Source organism: Actinoplanes sp. ATCC 53533 (assembly GCF_003947245.1).
Window position 1 is genome coordinate 41337 of sequence record NZ_QHHV01000025.1, and the last position, 15975, is coordinate 57311.

Genomic DNA, 15975 nt, shown 5'->3' on the forward strand with positions numbered 1-15975 from the left:
CAGCACTGGAATGCGGACTGTATGTTGAGGCGGCCGGTGCGACCTGCTCCATGACACTCCCGCCCGACTACCACGGGGGCACTGTGCACTTTCTCGTTCTAGCAGGCGCATCGCTGGCCGGAGCAGTCGCCGCAGTGGTTCTCGCGGTGCGTGCGCTCTTGGCGCTGCGCAAGAACAGGGGACAGGCACAGCGCGGCTGGCAGCGCATGGCAGTTCTCCTGGCCTGCTCGGGCACCGTTTCCCTGTACGTGTGGGGGATGCTTCACGTGCTGGGGGCGGTATCGCAGGCGGAGGACGGTGGAACAGCCTCCGCTCCGCTCGGGCCGTGTCGTGAGGCGGGCGACCAGATCGCGAGCCAGGTCGTCGGGTACGACGTCGGCTACGGGTGGCTTCGCTTCGACTGCCAGCTCAGCGATGGCGGCGCGTACACCACCTCGACCGTGCCGGGCTACGTCAACCCGGCCACCGCACTCCTCGGAGTGATCGCCTTCGTCCTCGCCGCCGTGCCCGCGGCACGCACCAACCGCCGGACGCCCGTCCCCGCGAGCGAGCGGCACGATTCCTGAACGAACGGGGCATCGCGCCCTCCACTAGCATGGCGGCGTCCTTTCATCTGCCCGGCGAAACGAGGCGACATGCGGTGGTTCCGGCTCGGGCTGGGCAGGCGACAGGTCCAGCATGACCCGGACCGGCAGGAGCGACTCCTCACGGAGGCCCGGCAGCAGTTCGGCGCGCACGTCCGGGTCCGGTTCGCCGACCAGGCCGGCGCGGTCGCCCGGCTGCTCGACGGTGACGACGGCCTGCTCGTGGCGGCCGGCATGCTGGGCATGTTCGCGGACGCGGCCCACGCCGACCTGCTCGCCCAGGCCGCCGACCTGCACCGGCGCACCGGCCACGGCTTCGCCGTCGACCGGGCGAACTACCGGCCGCTGTGGCGGGCGGCCGGGCCGGAACTGCGGTGGCCGCTGTTCGCGCTGCCCGGCGGCCTGCACCCGTACGTGCAGGTCAGCGCGGCCGTCACGGTGATCGGCGGCCAGGCGCGCCGGACCGTACGGGTGACCGACCCGGACCCCCTGCTGGCCCACCTGTTCGAGGTGCTCGACCTCACGCTCGCCGGCTGGGAGTGGGCCCGCGTCCGGGTGGACACCGACGCCGCCGCCCTGGCCGGCGGGCTGATCTCCACCGCCCGGGAGCTCCGCGCGGCCATGCCGGACCCTCCCCCGCTGCCGCCGCCGGTCCGCGAGCTGATGCGGCGCAACAGGACCGTCGACGTGCACGATCCCGCCGACGGTCGGATCGTCGGCGGGATCAACCCGGGCAAGGAGATGCGCGAGGCCCTGCTGGCCTGAGGTCCGGCTGGTCACCCGACCAGGTGACCAGCCGGCGGCTCCGTGGGCGTATCCGCCGGAAGGCTGCGAGGTTGATCCAGTGGCGTTCACGCGTAGCCGCCGCAAGGAGCCCTCATGCTGCCACCGCACCGACCTGCCCCGGACTGCCGGGTGGCGGCGCTGCCCCGTCGCGCGCTGTTCGCCCTCGGTGGTGCCGCGCTGGTCACGGCGCTCACGCCGGTCGCCGCTTCGGCGGCGGTGACCGCGGCGGCACCGCGTACCGATCCATTCTTGCTGGGTGTCGCCTCGGGCGACCCCCTGCCCGACGGCGTGGTGCTGTGGACCCGGCTCGCGCCGCGGCCGTTCGAGCCCATGGGCGGCCTGCCGTTCGTCAGCTACCCGGTGCAGTGGCAGGTCGCGGAGGACCTCGCGTTCACCCGGGTGGTGCGGTCCGGCACGGCGACCGCGCGGGCGGACTACGGGCACTCGGTCCACGTCGACGTGCGCGGGCTGAAGCCAGGCCGGGACTACTTCTACCGGTTCCGTGCCGGTGCGCATCTGAGCCGGGTGGGCCGGACCCGGACCGCGCCGGCGGCGTCGGCGTCGCCGCGCGCGCTGCGCTTCGCGGTCGCGTCCTGCCAGTCCTACACCGACGGATACTTCAGCGCCTACCGGCACCTGGCCGCGGAGGACCTCGACGTGGTCTTCTTCCTCGGCGACTACATGTACGAGGGCGCCGTCAACAGCGTGGGCGGCATCCGGATGGACACCGGGCTCCAGCTTCCGGACGTGTTCGAACTGGCGACCGACACGCTCGACCTCTACCGGCTGCGGTACGCGCTGTACCACTCCGATCCGGATCTGCAGGCCGCGCACGCCGCCTTCCCGTGGGTGCTGACCTGGGACGATCACGAGGTCCAGGACAACTATGCCGCCGGGGTGCCGCGCTTCGACATCCCGGCCGGCGACTTCCTGGTCCAGCGGGCCAACGCCTACCGCGCGTACTGGGAGAATCTGCCGTTGCGCAGCCCGCAGCGGCCGACCGGCGCTGACCTGCGGCTGCACCGCCGGATCCGGTTCGGCGACCTGGCCGAGGCGCACGTCCTCGACACCCGGCAGTACCGCTCCGACCAGGCCTGCGGCGACGGCCTGCGGGCCGGCTGCGCCGACCGCGACGACCCGCGCCGCTCCCTGCTCGGCACCGCCCAGCGCAGCTGGCTGCTCGACGGCATCGCCCGTTCCGGCACCCGCTGGAACATCCTGGCGCAGCAGGTGATGATGGCCGAGGTCCGCTACGGCGGGCAACCGCCCCGCCTCGACATGGACAAGTGGGATGGCTACGCGGCCGACCGCCGCAAGCTCCTCCAGACGGCCGGCCGGGTCCCCGGCACCGTCGTCCTCACCGGGGACGTCCACTTCAACTACGCCGCCGACCTGCGGGTGGACTTCGCGGCGCCGGCCTCGGCCGCCGTGGCGGTGGAACTGGTCGGCACGTCCGTCTCCAGCGCCAGCGACGGCACCGACAGCACCCCCGGCCTGGAGCAGCAGCGGCGCGACAACCCGCACCTGCGGTTCGCCAACGCCCAGCGCGGATACATCCGCTGCGAACTGACCCGCGACACCCTGCGCGCCGACTACCGGGTGCTGCCCTACGTCACCCGTCCCGGCGCGCCCATCGCCACCCGGGCCTCGTTCGTATCCCACCGCGACCGCCCGGGCCTGGGCCCGGCCTGAGGGGACGACGGAACTCATGGACCACACCCCAGCGCGCCGCCTGGCCGCCCTGCTCGCCGTCGTCGCCGTCGCGGTAGGCGGCGCGGCTCCCGCCGCCGCCGAACCGCCCACCACCGGGGTGCAGCTGACGGTGGATCCCCAGACCCTGCCGATCGCCACCGGGCAGTGCAACGGCGGGCAGCTTCTCGTACGGCTGACCAACCGCGGCCCGGCCCCGGTCTACGCCGACGCCGTGCTCACCTCCTCCCCGGCCCTGCGCCTGCCCCGGCGGCTGATCTCGACGTGGCTGCCGGTCGGCTACACCCGTACCGTCGGGGTCCCGGTCGTCGCCGCCACCGGAACCGCGGCCGGCGCCTACACCGTCTCGGTGACCAGCGGCGAGCAGCGGGTCGACGTACCGGTCACCGTCTCGCCGCCCCAGCCCTCGCCCAACCTGGCCCGGGCCGCGGCGCGGGTCAGCGCGTCCTCGTCGCGGGCCGGCTTCCTCGTGTGCGGCGCGGTCGACGGCGACGCCGACCCCGCCCACTGGGGCTACGGCACCGGCTGGGCCGACGGCACCGGCCGGCAGTGGCCGGACTGGTACCAGCTCACCTGGGACACCCCGCAGCGGCTGAGCCGGGTCGACATCGCCACGGTCGACTCGGCGGAATTCCCCACCGCGCGCTACGGGCTGCGCGACTGGGACGTCCAGCTCGCCACCGCCGCCGGCTGGCACACCGTGGCCGAGGTGCGCGGCAACACCGCCGCCACGGTCAGCAGCACCTTCCCGACGCAGCACACCGACGCGCTGCGCATCGTCACCTACGCCGCCAACACCGCGAACGACCAGTCCCGGATCGTGGAGCTCACCGTCGGGTAGGCCGCCTCACCGGGTCCCGAGGTCGTGGACGGCGCCATCGGCGACGGCGGAGAGTTTGTCCGGGTTGGCCACGTTGTGAACGGCGGTGATCCGGCCGTCGGCGGCGAAGTCGAAGGTGACGGTGGCGATCACCCGGCCCGGCCCGCTGAACAGCAGGCCCGGCCCGCCGTTGATCTCGACGAGCCGGGCGCTCCGGTCGGCGGGATCGACGCCCTGGTAGGTGACGGTGCCGATGGCGGCGAACCAGGCGGCGACCGGTCGCGCGCCGATGACCGGGCGCAGGGCCTGACGGACCTTGCCGCCTCCGTCGGTCCACAGTGTGACGTCCGGGGACAGCAGCTCCATCAGGGCGTTGACGTCGCCACCCGTCGCGGCCGCGAAGAACAGCCCCGTGACCTCGCGCTGCCGCGACCGGTCCGCGGTGAAGCGCGGCCGCCGGGCCCGGACGTGGTCACGAGCGCGGTGCGCGGTCTGCCGTACGGCGGCTTCGGAACGCTCCCCCGCCGCGATGCTCCCGCCGCCCACCAGTTCGACCGCACTGGGCAGCACCTTCGCCACCTCGACCCCGCTTCGCACCTGGATTCCCAGGCGGGCCAGCGCAGGTATGCCCTGGCCTTCGGGCTCATCGCCACCCCGGGCTCCCGCCGGCCCAGCAGCACGACCGTCAGCTGCGGGTGCCGCTCGGCGATCTCCGCGGCCGACTCGACGCCGGTCAGCCCGCTGCCGACGACGACCACCGTACCGCCGCCGAGCCGGGCCAGCCGGTCGGCCAGCGCCTCGGCGTCCTGGGCGCTGTTCAGGGTGTACGCGTAGTCCTCGACCCCCGGCACCGCCGGGTCGGCGACGCTGCCCAGCCCGTACACCAGCGTGTCGTAGCGCAGATCCCGGTCGTCGTCGATCCGCACGGTCTTCGCGCCCGCGTCCACCGCCGTCACCCAGCCGCGGACGAACCACGCACCCGTGCCCTCCAGCAACCGCGGGATGCTCAGCTCGGCGAGGTGCTGCCCGGTCGCCGTCATGTGCAGCCGCTCGGTGAACCGCTCCTGAGCGTTCACCAGTGTCACCTCCACGTCGCCGCGCCCCTTGACCCGGGCCGCGAGTTGCACGGCCGCGGACATGCCCGCGTAACCCGCCCCGACGATCAGGACGCGGTGGGTGCTCGCCGCGCCGGCCTCGTGCTGTGTGCTCATCGTTTCGCCCTTCTCCGGGTGCCTGCTGACGACCACCAGATGCAAGCCGCGCGCTCGTTCGTGACATGGGGTCGATGTGACGCGGGCCTCACCGTGTCGGAGCCGGCAGGTCCCGTCCCAGGCGGGCGAGCGGGGACAGGCCCAGCAGGACGGGAGACAGCAACATGCCGGCGGCCGTCACCAGGAGGCTGACGCGCAACCCCCACTCCTGGGCGAGGAGGCCGCCGAGCAGCGATCCGAGTGGCAGCATGCCCATGCCGGCGAAGTTGATCGTCGCGGCGACGCGGCCCTGCATCCTGTCCGGGGTCAGGGCCTGCCGGATGACCATGACCGTGACGTTGACCAGCTGGCCGAAGGTGCCGAACACGAAGTTGACCGCCACGAGCAGCGGAACCGTCACCGCGGGCGGGCCGTGCAGCGCGGGCACGCACAGCATCACGCCGTCGCCGACTGCCGCCGCCGACACGAGCACCACGCCGTACCCGAACCGGCCCGGCAGGCGGGCGGCGAGCAGCGAGCCGACGAGCGCGCCCGGCCCCGTCGCCGCGAGCGCCAGCCCGACGGCGGTGCCGGACAGGTGCAGCTCCCGCGTCAGGAAGACCAGATAGGCGGTCATCGTGGTGGCGAAGGAGAACTGGTACGCCGCCGACGCCAGTCCCACGGTCCGCAGCGAGACGTCGCCGGCGACAAAGCGCAGGCCCTCGTGGATCTGCCGCCAGACCCCGGGAACACGGCCGCCTCGCGGCGGGCCGTACTCGCGGTGGCGGATCCGCGCGATCGACAGGAACGACAGTACGAAGAACAGGGCGCTCGACGCGACGGCGATCGGCGCGGACAGCAGTGACACCAGCGTCCCGCCGAGGGCCGGTCCGGCCATCTGGGCCGCGTTCCGGCTGCCCTCGATCACGCTGTTGCCCCGGCCCAGCTGATCGCGGGCCAGCAGCCGGACGACGGAGGCCTGGTAGGCCACGTCGAAGAACACGGACATGGCCGGCCCAGAGTCTGCGAAAATCGGGATTGCGCCACAGGCTCGGCGAGACGGATTCGGACAGCACAGAGGCCCCTTGGGTTGCCGCGGACAGGACCCGCCCGGATCGTGGGCAGGGAAAGGCTCGCTGTGCCGCGCCAGCAAGGGCAGCACGCGATGACGGGCCGGAAACGGCCTACGACGTCAGCGCGCGCTCGGACGACCGGGCATGCCTCAGCTCCTCGTGGGGTCACTCCGCTTTCGTGGTCTCGCCGCCCGACCCTAGCCGCCGGCGAACGGGCCGGAAAAGGCGATTTCGCGAGCCGGGCTCAGCGCTCCGGCAACGACTTCGCCCTGGGCGCTACCCGGTTGGTCCAGGTGCGACCCGACCCGTCTACGACCACGACTGAGCGACCGGTCCATGATTCATCCGACCTGTCCGCGCCACCCAGCCGGACCTTGGCGGTGATCGGCCGATTCGTCGCACCGAACATCGGATCACCTGCAGCCATTGACTTCGATGGATTCCTTGGGCAGGCTCACGGGAAACAAACCTAAAAGCTCTTTCCCCGGAGGAGCCATGCCCCGCACCTCACGCCTGCTGGCCGCCGTGCTGGTGGCCGCCGCCCTGCTGGTTCCGGCACGCGCCGCCACCGCCGGAGGACCCACCGCGGCCGCCGCGTTCCAGCACCCCGGCGTTCTGGTCAGCCGGGGCCAACTCGACCTCGCCCGGCGGAACGCGCTCGCCGGCACCCAGCCCTGGAAGGCCGCATACGACGCGATGCGGGCCAGCAGCTACGCCGCGTTGTCCTGGAACCCGAAACCGCGCGCGATCGTCGAGTGCGGATCGTCGTCGAACCCGAACAACGGCTGCTCGGACGAGCGCGGCGACGCCATCGCCGCGTACACCCACGCGTTGATGTGGTACATCACCCAGGACATCCGGCACGCCCAGAAGTCCGTCCAGATCATGGACGCGTGGTCGGCCGTGCTCCAGGACCACACGAACTCCAACGCGCCGCTGCAGACCGGCTGGGCCGGCAGTTCCTTCGCGCGTGCCGCCGAGGTGATCCGGTACAGCTATCCCGGCTGGTCGACCATGAACAGGTTCGCGACGATGCTGCGCACCGTCTACCTGCCGGAGATCATCAACGGCGCCGGCTGCAAGAACGGCAACTGGGAACTCATCATGACGGACGCCGCCACCGGCATCGCGGTGTTCCTCGACGACCGCACCTCGTTCGACAAGGCGATCGCGATCTGGCGGGGCCGCCTGCCCGCGTACGTCTATCAGGCCGCCGACGGCGCCCAGCCCAGGACGCCGCCGACCTGTCCGGGCAAGGACACCCGCGCGGAGCTGGTCGCGTACTGGCAGGGTCAGGACACCTTTGCCGACGGCCTGGCCCAGGAGACATGCCGCGACTTCGGCCACACCGGCTGGGGACTGGCGGCGGCCGCCCACGTCGCGGAGACGGCCTGGCACCAGGGCATCGACCTCTACGCCGAGCAGAGCGAACGGCTGACGGACGGTGCCTATTTCCACACCCGGTACGAGTCGGGGACGGCGGCGCCGTCCTGGCTGTGCGGCGGCGACGTCAGCCTCGGGCTGGGCGCCACCACCGAGGTGGTGTTCAACCACTTCCACAACCGGCGCGGCTACGACATGCCGACCACCCAGCGATACACCGAGGCCAAGCGGCCGGCCGGCGCGAACTACTTCCTCGCCTGGGAAACCCTCACCCACGCGAACAACCCCAGCTAGCGGAACCAGACCCTGAGGTCGCCGGTGGGCACGAACCCACCGGCGCGCGCCGCGGTCAGTGCCTCCCCGCGCTCGTAGCCGACAAGCGGCCGGCCCGGGAAGTGCCCGCCGATCACCGCGGCCAACTCCGCCCAGTCCAGTGGATGCCCATCGACCGCGTACACGTTGGACACGTCGACGACGCCGCTGCCCAACCGGGCGACCGCCCCCGCCACGATGCGGTCGTCGACGTACCGGGCCAGGATGCGGAAGTGCGCACGGCGCAGCAGCGGTGGCAGCAGGACGTCGCCGGTATCGTGGTTGGCGGTCCACGCGTTCAGCTCGGTCGCGCTGGTCACCGGCGCCCACCCGGCGGGCACGCCACGCCCCGGCGGCAGGCTGTCGCGATAGATCCAGGTGGCCGAGAACAGCAGACTCATCCCCTCGCCCGACAGGTCCAGGGCAGCGAAGCTGTCCTTCGCCCCGCAGCGCACCCGGCCGTCGAGGCGCGCCAGGACCTGGCCGGCGGTCACCGCCGGCTCGACGACCACGGCATCGGAATGCAGCGGGGGCGGGGCGCCGAGCGCGCTCCAGAGCCCGTCGGCCAGCACCGATCCGACGCCGTGCAGCGCACAGAGGTCGTCGTACCACCCGAGGCTCGCGTCCACCGCGGTGCGAAGCCGTGGATCCATGCCGTCGACTCGCCTCCTTGCCGTGCCGTACAGGTCAAAGACCAAGCCAGGCGGGGAACGCGGCGGCCCGCCGCCGGTCGTCCACCCCGCGATCCTATGGCTCAACGCTCGATCCACGGTCCGGAGGTTTGCAGCTTCGACCATGATCTCGACCGCGTGGCGACTGCTCGCCCGCCAGCGACCTGGCGACGCAGCTCTCGCCCGAGGACCCGGCTCCGTGGGTGAACCGGCGGTCCCTGCCCCATACTCCTTCCGTGCAGCTCCCTGACTCCGTGTGGCGAATCGGGCTGCCCCTTGTCGTGCTCGCCAGTAGTGCTCTCGTGCTGGTGTCGGCAGTTCGTTCCCGGGGTAAGCCCGCACCCGTCTCGCGTCTGGTCGCCGCGTTCGTCGTGCTTGTCTGGCTGAGGCTTGCCGGCGAGGCCGCATTCGGTGACCAGCGTCCGGTGTTCGAACGGCAGTGGAAGGGCGCCGCGGCGGTGCTCCTCGCCCTGTCCGGAGTCATTCACCTGTGGAAGCGCTACCGTCGCGAACCGGCCCTGGCTTCGCGGGATCGGCCAGCCCTCGGCCGGCCCAAACCCCGCAGCGATCTGGCCGTCCTCGTCACGATGCCGGCGCTCGGGGAGGACATCGTCGAGGGTACGGTGATTCGCTGGCTCAAGCAGGTCGGCGACCGGGTCGAGGCCGGCGAGCCGCTGGTGGAAGTCTCGACCGACAAGGTCGACACCGAGATCCCCGCCGAGGCCTCCGGCGAGCTGCACGAGATCCGGGTCCCGGCGGGAAGGACCGCGCCGGTAGGCACCCCCATCGCCGTGATCGAGCCTCTCGCCGACGTGGACGACGGTGGCCCGGGCCCTGGCGCCTGAGCCGCACTTCGCCTACCTGTCCGAGGACGAGGTCGAGGCACCCTGGAACGGCGCGCCCGCCGTCCGGTACGGGTCCTGGGCGCCCCGGTCAAGTGGGGCGAGGGCCGCCAGCCGGGCGCGGGTGGCTTCGTCGCACAGGGCGCCCGCGAGCCCGGCCCGGTATGCGGCGGGCGGGCCGACGCCGAGTGTTGCCGCGAGGGCGTACTCGGTGCTGAGGTCGGTGTCGAACATCGCGGGATCATCGGTGGAGATCGAGCAGGCGACCCCGGCCGCGGCCAGCCGGCGCAGCGGGTGGTCAACGGCGGTGGCGACCCGCAGGCGGAGGTTGGATGTCGGGCAGACGTCGAGCACCACTCGCCGCTCGGCGAGTTCGGCGACCAGGTCGGGATCCTCGACGGCGCGCACCCCATGCCGGATCCTGGCCACGCCCATGCTCAACGCCGACCGGACCGAGCCGGGACCGGCCGCCTCGCCCGCGTGTGGCACCAGGCCCAACCCACCATCCGCGGCCAGGCGCATGGCCGCGACGTGGGGCGCGTCCGGGTAGCGGCCCTCGCGGCCGGCCAGACCGAAGCCGACCACGCCACGGCCGCGATACCGCACCGCGGCCCGGGCCACCGCCGCCCCGAAGTCCGGGTCGCAGCCACGGCACTGCTCCGGCGTGAGCCGGACGATCACCCCGTGGGTCTGCTCGGCCTCGGCGGCGCCATCGCAGAAACCCTCGAAGATCCGCGTGAGCCCGATCGCCGTCGCGACGGCCGGCTCCGGGGTGAAGATGCCCTCCAGGTACGCCGCACCGTGCCGCTTGGCCTCGCCCGCGTAGTCCACCACGATGCGCCGAAAGTCATCGGCGGTACGCAGACAAGCGGTGGTGAGGTTCCATACGTCGATGAAGTGGGACAGATCGCGAAACCGGAACAGCTCGGCCAGCTCGCGCGGGGACTCCACGGGCAGCGGCTGGCGGTTCCGGTGGGCGATGGCGAACAACGTCGGCGGGCGCACGGTTCCCTCAAGATGAACGTGCAGCTCGATCTTCGGCGTGGGCGGCCCTACGTTGTCGTGCACGCTGTTGATTCTGTCGTCGTGACGCTGAGGTCAACCTGAGACCGATGTGGCAATGGGGTATGCGTCGGCGGCCGACCTACGATGAGATGGACCGATGTCGCAGGCACGGAGCCGCCTCACGGATCGTCTTCGCCTGGAGCCGATCGATGCCAGGCACGCGGACGACCTGCTCGCGCTCTATCGGGACCCAGCCGTGGCGGAGTGGTATGGCGAATGGACGCGCGACCAGGTGGAGCAGGAGGTCGCCAGGATCGCCGATGGGTGGCTCGTCGACGGCGTCCACAAATGGATGGCCTACGACAGGGTGACCGGCGAATCCGTCGGACGCGGAGGCTTGTCACGCCAGCATGTCGACGGCCGTGAGCGGCTTGAAATCGGGTGGGTGCTGCACCGCGGAATGTGGGGGCAGGGCTACGCCACCGAGATCGGGCGGGCGGGTCTGGCGTTCGCGTTCCACGAACTCGGCGCCGGCGAAGTCGTCTCCTTCACGGAGGTGCACAACCATCGGTCGCGGGCCGTCATGGAGCGGCTGGGATTCCGATACAGCAAGAACATCACCGTCAACGACCAGCCGTTCGCGCTGTACCTGATCGAGCGCGCCGACCACCCCGGGTGAGACCGGACAACATGCTCGCCGGGATGGCGCCTCGAGCTCTTTCTTGCCAGGGCCTCGATCTCCTTCTTACCCGCCTAACGGGCTCGGCGTACCTGTTCGTCGATGACGCCGACGAGCTCGCGGGGCAATGGCGCGCTTCGGGAGTGGACGTTCACGGGCCGCAGGACACCGAGTGGGGGCAGCACGAGGGTGCCGTAGTCGATCCGGATGGGACGTCATACGGTTCGGCTCTCCCATCGGCGGCAGGTAGGGGCCCTCGGCCTTCATCGGCGGCAGGTAGGGGCCCTCGGCCTTGGAAGCGCGTAGGGGCTTGATGAGTCGCGCGCCTTTCGCGTCGTGCCCCGTCGGGGGATCTACGGTTCGGAAAGGAGTTCGAGGAGTCGCCGTGCCTGGGCATTCGCGGTGCCCGGCGGATTTCGCGATTCCGCTGGTCCGCCAGGACGGAACAGCCACAACCAGAACATCGCCCACACCCGCCGCGCCGCTCGCAGCCGGATCGGGTCCACCTCGAACCGCGCGCAGAAGCTGTCGACGTCCAGGCTCCGGGCCGAGAGATGCTCCGCGAGACGCGCCAGTTCGGCTGCCGGATCAGATATGCCCGCATCCTCGAAGTCGACGATCCGCACCCGGCGGCCATCCCAGAGGTAATTGGACAAGTTGGGATCACCATGGCCGAGCACGGTCAGCGTGGGAGGCTGCCGCAGCAGGACAGGATCCGGGCCACGCCACCATTGCAGAGCAGCTTCACGGGCAGCCGCGACATCACCATCGGCGTCCGGCCACGGTGACCTGACCAACTTCTGGGCATATCCCAGGTCGTCTCGCCAGGCATCCAGCGCCGGTGGTCCGGCCTGGGATACTGACCACAGCGTGGTGATGGCGACGGCCAGGCACTTCGTCTCCTGCGGGCTCAGGACGCCCGCGAGTGGTTCGCCGTCGATGACCGTCATCGTCACAACAGGTGGGTCGGCGAGGAGATCGGCCGAGATCGGCTCAGGGCCCAAGCCGGGGCAGTGGCGATGAACGCGTTGCAGCACGGACCACTCGCGGCGGTGTTCATCGCGGCTCCATGACGTGTAGCGCTTCCTCACCAGGCGCCCGTCAACCTCAAGCTCGTGGGTATGTGCCACCCGGCGAATGTAGCCATAGCCCGCGACAACGCCGCGGTTCGAGGCCTAACCGGAGCGACGGCGAGCGGGAGATCAGGTCTGACGCCAGACCCGGAATGTCTGTTGCAGCGACCACGTGCCGTCGGGCTGCCGTGCCTCGTTACGCCAACGGAAGGCGTCAGCCTCAATGTCGGAGAAGGTCCAGCGCAGATCGCCGCCGTCGAGCACGATCTCCCCTCCGATGGGAGAGGCCAGAAACGTGTGCGTCCGACGCCGGCCCGGTCCCACCCACGTCGAGCGCCATCCGCCCGGACCGGCAGCGGGATCGGGAAACCGCACGCTGACACCGTGTTCGACCTCGGGCAGGATCCAGACATCGGTGGTCGCCCGCCCACCCAACGCATACCCGAAGTGCCACTCACCTCGGCGGACACTCGTGGACCCGTCGAGGTCGTACTCCGTACAGTCCAGCACCCAGGACCCGGCGAACTGTCCGAACAGGCTGAGGTCGACACCCTCAGCTGGTCCGTCCGCGACAAAGGCGGCAGCGACGGCAACGGACGGTTTGAACAGCATGCGAGAACCATAGCCAAACCAGCGACGACCGTCGGAGGTGTGACGTTGATTCCGCGTATGGCAATTTCAAGTTCCGGCGACCGCGTCCAAGACTGCGCCCGGCAACCACCGTGGCCGAGGCCGACCTCGCCCGCCCTGATCCGGGAGTACGGGCCTTACCTCGGTTGACACCTGCAGCGCCCGCGCCGGTCCGGTCGACCATGAACTACACCAGGCTTGGATCTCCCAGGTCGAACTCCGCCGTGAGCCGGCGGCAACGCGGCCAACCGATGGCTGCGCGGACGCCGGCTGACACGTGCGCCGCGTAAGCCCGCCGGCACGCGCCGCGCGAACATTGCGACAGATGAGTTAGATTCCGTGAGTAGTGCCGAACTGGGCGCGAAATAGAGGTGCGATGCTGTGGACATCCGGCGAAGGAGTTCTGGCTTTACCGCGCCGTGCGCAGCGTTCGTACAGCTGTTAAGGAGACGTCGCGTAATGTGCCCGCATTCGGGGCGTCGTTCCAGTGATCGGTGGCAGCTTCGAGTGCGGCGAGGGTCGCGAGGGCTTGTACTCGTGCGTCCAGTCTGTCCGCTCGCCCGGCGGGGAGCGCCTCGACGAGTTGCGTAGCGCGGGCACGGGCACGGATGTGTGCTGCGCCTGCGATCGCGGGGATCTCACTGGCGAGGCGGATGCGAACCCGGGCATCCCGCTCGGCGTCTTCCGCGCGCTCCGCGGGCAGCCGCTCGAGGACGTGTTCGACCGCCGCGGGGATGTCGTAGCCGGTACGGATCGCTTCGATGATGGCATCGGTCAGCTCGCCCTCCGAGGGGTCCTGGAGGACCAGGTTCTCCTTCGTGCCGAAGTATCGATAGATCGTTATGACCGAGACGCTGGCCTCGGCCGCGACCTGCTCGACGGTGACGGCGTCAAATCCATGCCGCTCGAACAGGTCGAGTGCGGCGGTCTGGATGCGGCGCTCGGCCTGTCGTCGTTTGCGAGCCCGAAGTCCGTCCCTCTTCGTCGTCGGGTCGCGGTGGTCCCTCGTTTCCATGCCGCAATGATACCTGCTATCTTTTGATAGTGACTATCAGCAGCAGTGTGGTTCAGGGACATTGCGAGGATGGCTTCGGGCCGGTTGGGGACCTCTTCGCCGGCTTCCTGAACTCGGGGCGGGAGATCGGTGCGTCACTGGGCGTCTATCGAGGTGGCCGGCCGGTGGTGGAGATATGGGGCGGTCACGTCGACCGTGAACGAACCCGGCCCTGGGAACGGGACACGGTGACGCCGATCGCCTCGATCAGCAAGTCGCTGGCGACCGCGGCCGTGCTGCTGCTGATCGAGCGCGGCGTCATCGACCTGGAACGACCCGTCGCCGAGTATTGGCCTGACTTCGGACAGGCAGGCAAGGCCGAGATCCCGGTGCACCTGGTGCTCGCGCATCGTTCCGGCCTCGCCGCCCTGGATCGGTCGGTGAGCAACGACGATGCGGTCGCGCTGGACACGGTGCTGCGCCGGCTCGAGCGGCAACGGCTGTGGTGGAACCCCGGCAACCGGCACGGATACCACGCCGTCACCTATGGCTACATCCTCAGCGGGCTCGTGAGAGCCGTCACCGGACGTACCGTCGGGCGATTCTTCGCCGAGGAAGTCGCCGCTCCTTACCAACTCGATCTCCACCTCGGCCTGCCCGTCGACCAGCACGACCGGGTCGCCCCCATGATCGGGCCCTCCCAGGGCCAGGCGTTCCGATCGCTGCTCAACCCTATGTGGCTGCCCTACGCGCTCGGCGTGCTCGACCGCCGGTCGGTCTCCTACCACGCCACCTTCGGCGGCAGCGACACCGGCTTCAACGACCACGCCGAACTCATCCGCTACGAGGTGGAGGATGCCTCCGCCGGCGGTGTCGGCAGGGGCATCGCCCTCGCCCGCCTCTACGCGGCGCTGATCGGACCGGTCGACGGGAACCAGCTCATCTCCGCCGATCTCATGAATACCGCCCGCCAACCGCAAGCCAGCGGACGCGACGAGGTGCTCCGGATGCGCACCGACTGGGGCCTCGGATTCCAGCTCCCCGGCGGCCCCATGTGGCCCAGCGTCGGCATCGCCGGCCTATTCGGCCACACTGGAGCCAGCGGTTCCCTCGCCTTCGCCGACGCCGAACACGAGCTCGCCTTCGGTTACACACCGAACTACTGGAACGAACTCAGCCACACCGGCCGGCAACCGCAATTCCGATTCACGGCGCTCACCGAAGCCGTCTACGCGGCCGCTGGCATTCGGCGATGGCCAGCACGCTGATGGTCCGCGATCTTCTCCGAACCGGCGCAATGGTGCGGACGGCAACGCACCTCACCAGCAGGCCGGCACCTCTATGTTCATGACCTGCGCGATGATGCGCAGGCAGCTATCACACTTCGCTGCCATTGCATTCTGGTAGGCCGTCATATTCCCCCGCGGCTATTTGGATTAACTCTTCTCGGCAAAGTCGTACACGCGATCATCAACCCGGCCGGCACGGACAGCGACTGCCACGCTGGCCGTCGTGCGATGACAGCGGCAGAAGAGCATGCGCTTGGCGCGCTGCAGGACGGCTGCACCAGGCTACGGGATTCGCAATCAGAGCTCATCCAGAAGGAGAACGCCATTCGGTGAGTAGAAGTAGTCGCGTACCTGCCGAGCCCAGTCTTCGATCTTCGGGTCTTCTGCCTGCGACAACCACTCGGAAAGATGTGCGCGCTCGTCGGTGTACCCGTTCTCCGAGAGCCACCGCAGCGTTCCGTGCCGGCCGGCACCGAAGATGGCTTGGGCGTCAAAGCCGATGCCCAAGTCCATGTCACCGGTGCGGAATTTCGCGGCGTACAGGCGGGGCGAGTCTGCGGGATCACCGATCAGGAACAGCAGGAAGGCTGTCACGTAGATCTGCTCGTACTCGTCGCTCTCGCCACTGTCCCGGCCTTCGCGCCAGGTCCTTTCGAGGTCGAAGATCTCCCGCAGCATCGCGTGGTGGGGACGGGGGTCACCGACGTCCACCATCCGGAGCGCTTCCCGGCGCGAAGCCGGACTCGACAGGTCCACAGGCTTGGGCACGCGTGCACGGTAGTCCAGCGTGGCTCATCCATGTCGGCCATCCGGAAGCGGGTTGGACCTACCGGCCGTCACACGCGCTCGGCGGCAAATGAGACGACGACGGACCCGGCCGCCTACTATCGTCGCTGGCGATGACGCCCGACGAACCACCGCTGGTGAGCGCCAA

Annotated in this window: 17 protein-coding genes; 8 read left to right on the forward strand and 9 right to left on the reverse strand. The window is 70.4% G+C overall.

Annotated features, from left to right (window positions below; all coding sequences use genetic code 11):
- The first annotated feature begins 146 nt into the window (after window positions 1-146).
- The 4 genes from DMB66_RS09710 (at window position 147) to DMB66_RS09725 (ending at window position 3921) form a co-directional block, all read left to right on the forward strand.
- Entirely contained in the window at window positions 147-566 is a 420-nt protein-coding gene (locus tag DMB66_RS09710; protein ID WP_199752178.1) for a hypothetical protein, read from the forward strand.
- A gap of 69 nt (window positions 567-635) precedes the next feature.
- Window positions 636-1349, forward strand: coding sequence for a hypothetical protein (locus DMB66_RS09715; RefSeq protein WP_125803699.1), 714 nt, complete (start codon window positions 636-638; stop codon window positions 1347-1349).
- 114 nt (window positions 1350-1463) lie between these two features.
- Window positions 1464-3062 (forward strand): alkaline phosphatase, encoded by a 1599-nt coding sequence (locus DMB66_RS09720; protein ID WP_233624427.1) that lies wholly within the window; start codon window positions 1464-1466, stop codon window positions 3060-3062.
- Between the two features lie 16 nt (window positions 3063-3078).
- Window positions 3079-3921, forward strand: coding sequence for a hypothetical protein (locus DMB66_RS09725; protein ID WP_125803700.1), 843 nt, complete (start codon window positions 3079-3081; stop codon window positions 3919-3921).
- A 6-nt stretch (window positions 3922-3927) separates the two neighbouring features.
- Here the strand turns inward: DMB66_RS09725 and DMB66_RS62485 are convergent, their stop codons facing one another.
- The 3 genes from DMB66_RS62485 to DMB66_RS09735 form a co-directional block, all read right to left on the reverse strand.
- Complete coding sequence (locus DMB66_RS62485; RefSeq protein WP_199752180.1) at window positions 3928-4266, reverse strand: hypothetical protein; 339 nt, start codon at window positions 4264-4266, stop codon at window positions 3928-3930.
- Window positions 4266-5111 carry an FAD-dependent oxidoreductase gene (locus DMB66_RS09730; protein ID WP_199752182.1) on the reverse strand — a complete coding sequence of 282 codons (846 nt, stop codon included), beginning with the start codon at window positions 5109-5111 and terminating at the stop codon, window positions 4266-4268. Before DMB66_RS09730 ends, DMB66_RS62485 begins: the two co-directional genes overlap by 1 nt.
- Before the next feature lie 88 nt (window positions 5112-5199).
- A complete protein-coding gene (locus DMB66_RS09735) occupies window positions 5200-6099 on the reverse strand; it encodes an MFS transporter (RefSeq protein ID WP_125803701.1) in 900 nt (299 codons plus the stop codon).
- A gap of 559 nt (window positions 6100-6658) precedes the next feature.
- Between DMB66_RS09735 and DMB66_RS09740 the strand changes: the two genes are divergently transcribed.
- A complete protein-coding gene (locus tag DMB66_RS09740) occupies window positions 6659-7840 on the forward strand; it encodes an alginate lyase family protein (protein ID WP_125803702.1) in 1182 nt (393 codons plus the stop codon).
- On the opposite strand, the gene DMB66_RS09745 is transcribed toward DMB66_RS09740, so the two are convergent.
- Window positions 7837-8511, reverse strand: a complete 675-nt coding sequence (locus DMB66_RS09745) for a hypothetical protein (protein ID WP_125803703.1) — start codon at window positions 8509-8511, stop codon at window positions 7837-7839. The genes DMB66_RS09740 and DMB66_RS09745 overlap by 4 nt on opposite strands.
- A gap of 254 nt (window positions 8512-8765) precedes the next feature.
- Between DMB66_RS09745 and DMB66_RS65795 the strand changes: the two genes are divergently transcribed.
- The gene (locus DMB66_RS65795; protein ID WP_370318352.1) at window positions 8766-9374 is read left to right on the forward strand and encodes a biotin/lipoyl-containing protein; all 609 of its coding nucleotides are present in this window, start codon (window positions 8766-8768) and stop codon (window positions 9372-9374) included.
- Window positions 9375-9386: 12 nt separating this feature from the next.
- On the opposite strand, the gene add is transcribed toward DMB66_RS65795, so the two are convergent.
- Window positions 9387-10439: an adenosine deaminase gene (gene add / locus DMB66_RS09755; RefSeq protein WP_125803704.1), complete on the reverse strand. Its 1053-nt coding sequence runs from the start codon at window positions 10437-10439 to the stop codon at window positions 9387-9389.
- A 94-nt stretch (window positions 10440-10533) separates the two neighbouring features.
- Here add and DMB66_RS09760 point away from each other — a divergent pair, with 94 nt between their 5' ends.
- Window positions 10534-11055, forward strand: coding sequence for a GNAT family N-acetyltransferase (locus DMB66_RS09760; RefSeq protein ID WP_125803705.1), 522 nt, complete (start codon window positions 10534-10536; stop codon window positions 11053-11055).
- 353 nt (window positions 11056-11408) lie between these two features.
- Here DMB66_RS09760 and DMB66_RS09765 read toward each other — a convergent pair whose 3' ends face one another.
- The 3 genes from DMB66_RS09765 to DMB66_RS09775 form a co-directional block, all read right to left on the reverse strand.
- Window positions 11409-12185 carry an aminoglycoside phosphotransferase family protein gene (locus DMB66_RS09765; RefSeq protein WP_158647187.1) on the reverse strand — a complete coding sequence of 259 codons (777 nt, stop codon included), beginning with the start codon at window positions 12183-12185 and terminating at the stop codon, window positions 11409-11411.
- A gap of 72 nt (window positions 12186-12257) precedes the next feature.
- Window positions 12258-12740: a hypothetical protein gene (locus tag DMB66_RS09770; RefSeq protein ID WP_125803707.1), complete on the reverse strand. Its 483-nt coding sequence runs from the start codon at window positions 12738-12740 to the stop codon at window positions 12258-12260.
- Between the two features lie 427 nt (window positions 12741-13167).
- Window positions 13168-13773: a TetR/AcrR family transcriptional regulator gene (locus DMB66_RS09775; protein ID WP_125803708.1), complete on the reverse strand. Its 606-nt coding sequence runs from the start codon at window positions 13771-13773 to the stop codon at window positions 13168-13170.
- Window positions 13774-13802: 29 nt separating this feature from the next.
- On the opposite strand from DMB66_RS09775, the gene DMB66_RS09780 reads away from it, so the two are divergent.
- Window positions 13803-15020: a serine hydrolase domain-containing protein gene (locus DMB66_RS09780; RefSeq protein WP_158647188.1), complete on the forward strand. Its 1218-nt coding sequence runs from the start codon at window positions 13803-13805 to the stop codon at window positions 15018-15020.
- 318 nt (window positions 15021-15338) lie between these two features.
- On the opposite strand, the gene DMB66_RS09785 is transcribed toward DMB66_RS09780, so the two are convergent.
- Window positions 15339-15809 (reverse strand): hypothetical protein, encoded by a 471-nt coding sequence (locus DMB66_RS09785; protein WP_125803710.1) that lies wholly within the window; start codon window positions 15807-15809, stop codon window positions 15339-15341.
- Between the last annotated feature and the right edge of the window lie 166 nt (window positions 15810-15975).

What these genes read in the sequence shown, in the direction of transcription:
- DMB66_RS09715 (WP_125803699.1), top strand. Translation starts at nt 636, where the DNA reads ATGCGGTGGTTCCGGCTCGGGCTGGGCAGGCGACAGGTCCAGCATGAC.
- DMB66_RS09720 (WP_233624427.1), top strand. Translation starts at nt 1,464, where the DNA reads ATGCTGCCACCGCACCGACCTGCCCCGGACTGCCGGGTGGCGGCGCTG.
- DMB66_RS09725 (WP_125803700.1), top strand. Translation starts at nt 3,079, where the DNA reads ATGGACCACACCCCAGCGCGCCGCCTGGCCGCCCTGCTCGCCGTCGTC.
- DMB66_RS62485 (WP_199752180.1), bottom strand. Translation starts at nt 4,266, where the DNA reads ATGGAGCTGCTGTCCCCGGACGTCACACTGTGGACCGACGGAGGCGGC.
- DMB66_RS09730 (WP_199752182.1), bottom strand. Translation starts at nt 5,111, where the DNA reads ATGAGCACACAGCACGAGGCCGGCGCGGCGAGCACCCACCGCGTCCTG.
- DMB66_RS09735 (WP_125803701.1), bottom strand. Translation starts at nt 6,099, where the DNA reads ATGTCCGTGTTCTTCGACGTGGCCTACCAGGCCTCCGTCGTCCGGCTG.
- DMB66_RS09740 (WP_125803702.1), top strand. Translation starts at nt 6,659, where the DNA reads ATGCCCCGCACCTCACGCCTGCTGGCCGCCGTGCTGGTGGCCGCCGCC.
- DMB66_RS09745 (WP_125803703.1), bottom strand. Translation starts at nt 8,511, where the DNA reads ATGGATCCACGGCTTCGCACCGCGGTGGACGCGAGCCTCGGGTGGTAC.
- DMB66_RS09760 (WP_125803705.1), top strand. Translation starts at nt 10,534, where the DNA reads ATGTCGCAGGCACGGAGCCGCCTCACGGATCGTCTTCGCCTGGAGCCG.
- DMB66_RS09770 (WP_125803707.1), bottom strand. Translation starts at nt 12,740, where the DNA reads ATGCTGTTCAAACCGTCCGTTGCCGTCGCTGCCGCCTTTGTCGCGGAC.
- DMB66_RS09775 (WP_125803708.1), bottom strand. Translation starts at nt 13,773, where the DNA reads ATGGAAACGAGGGACCACCGCGACCCGACGACGAAGAGGGACGGACTT.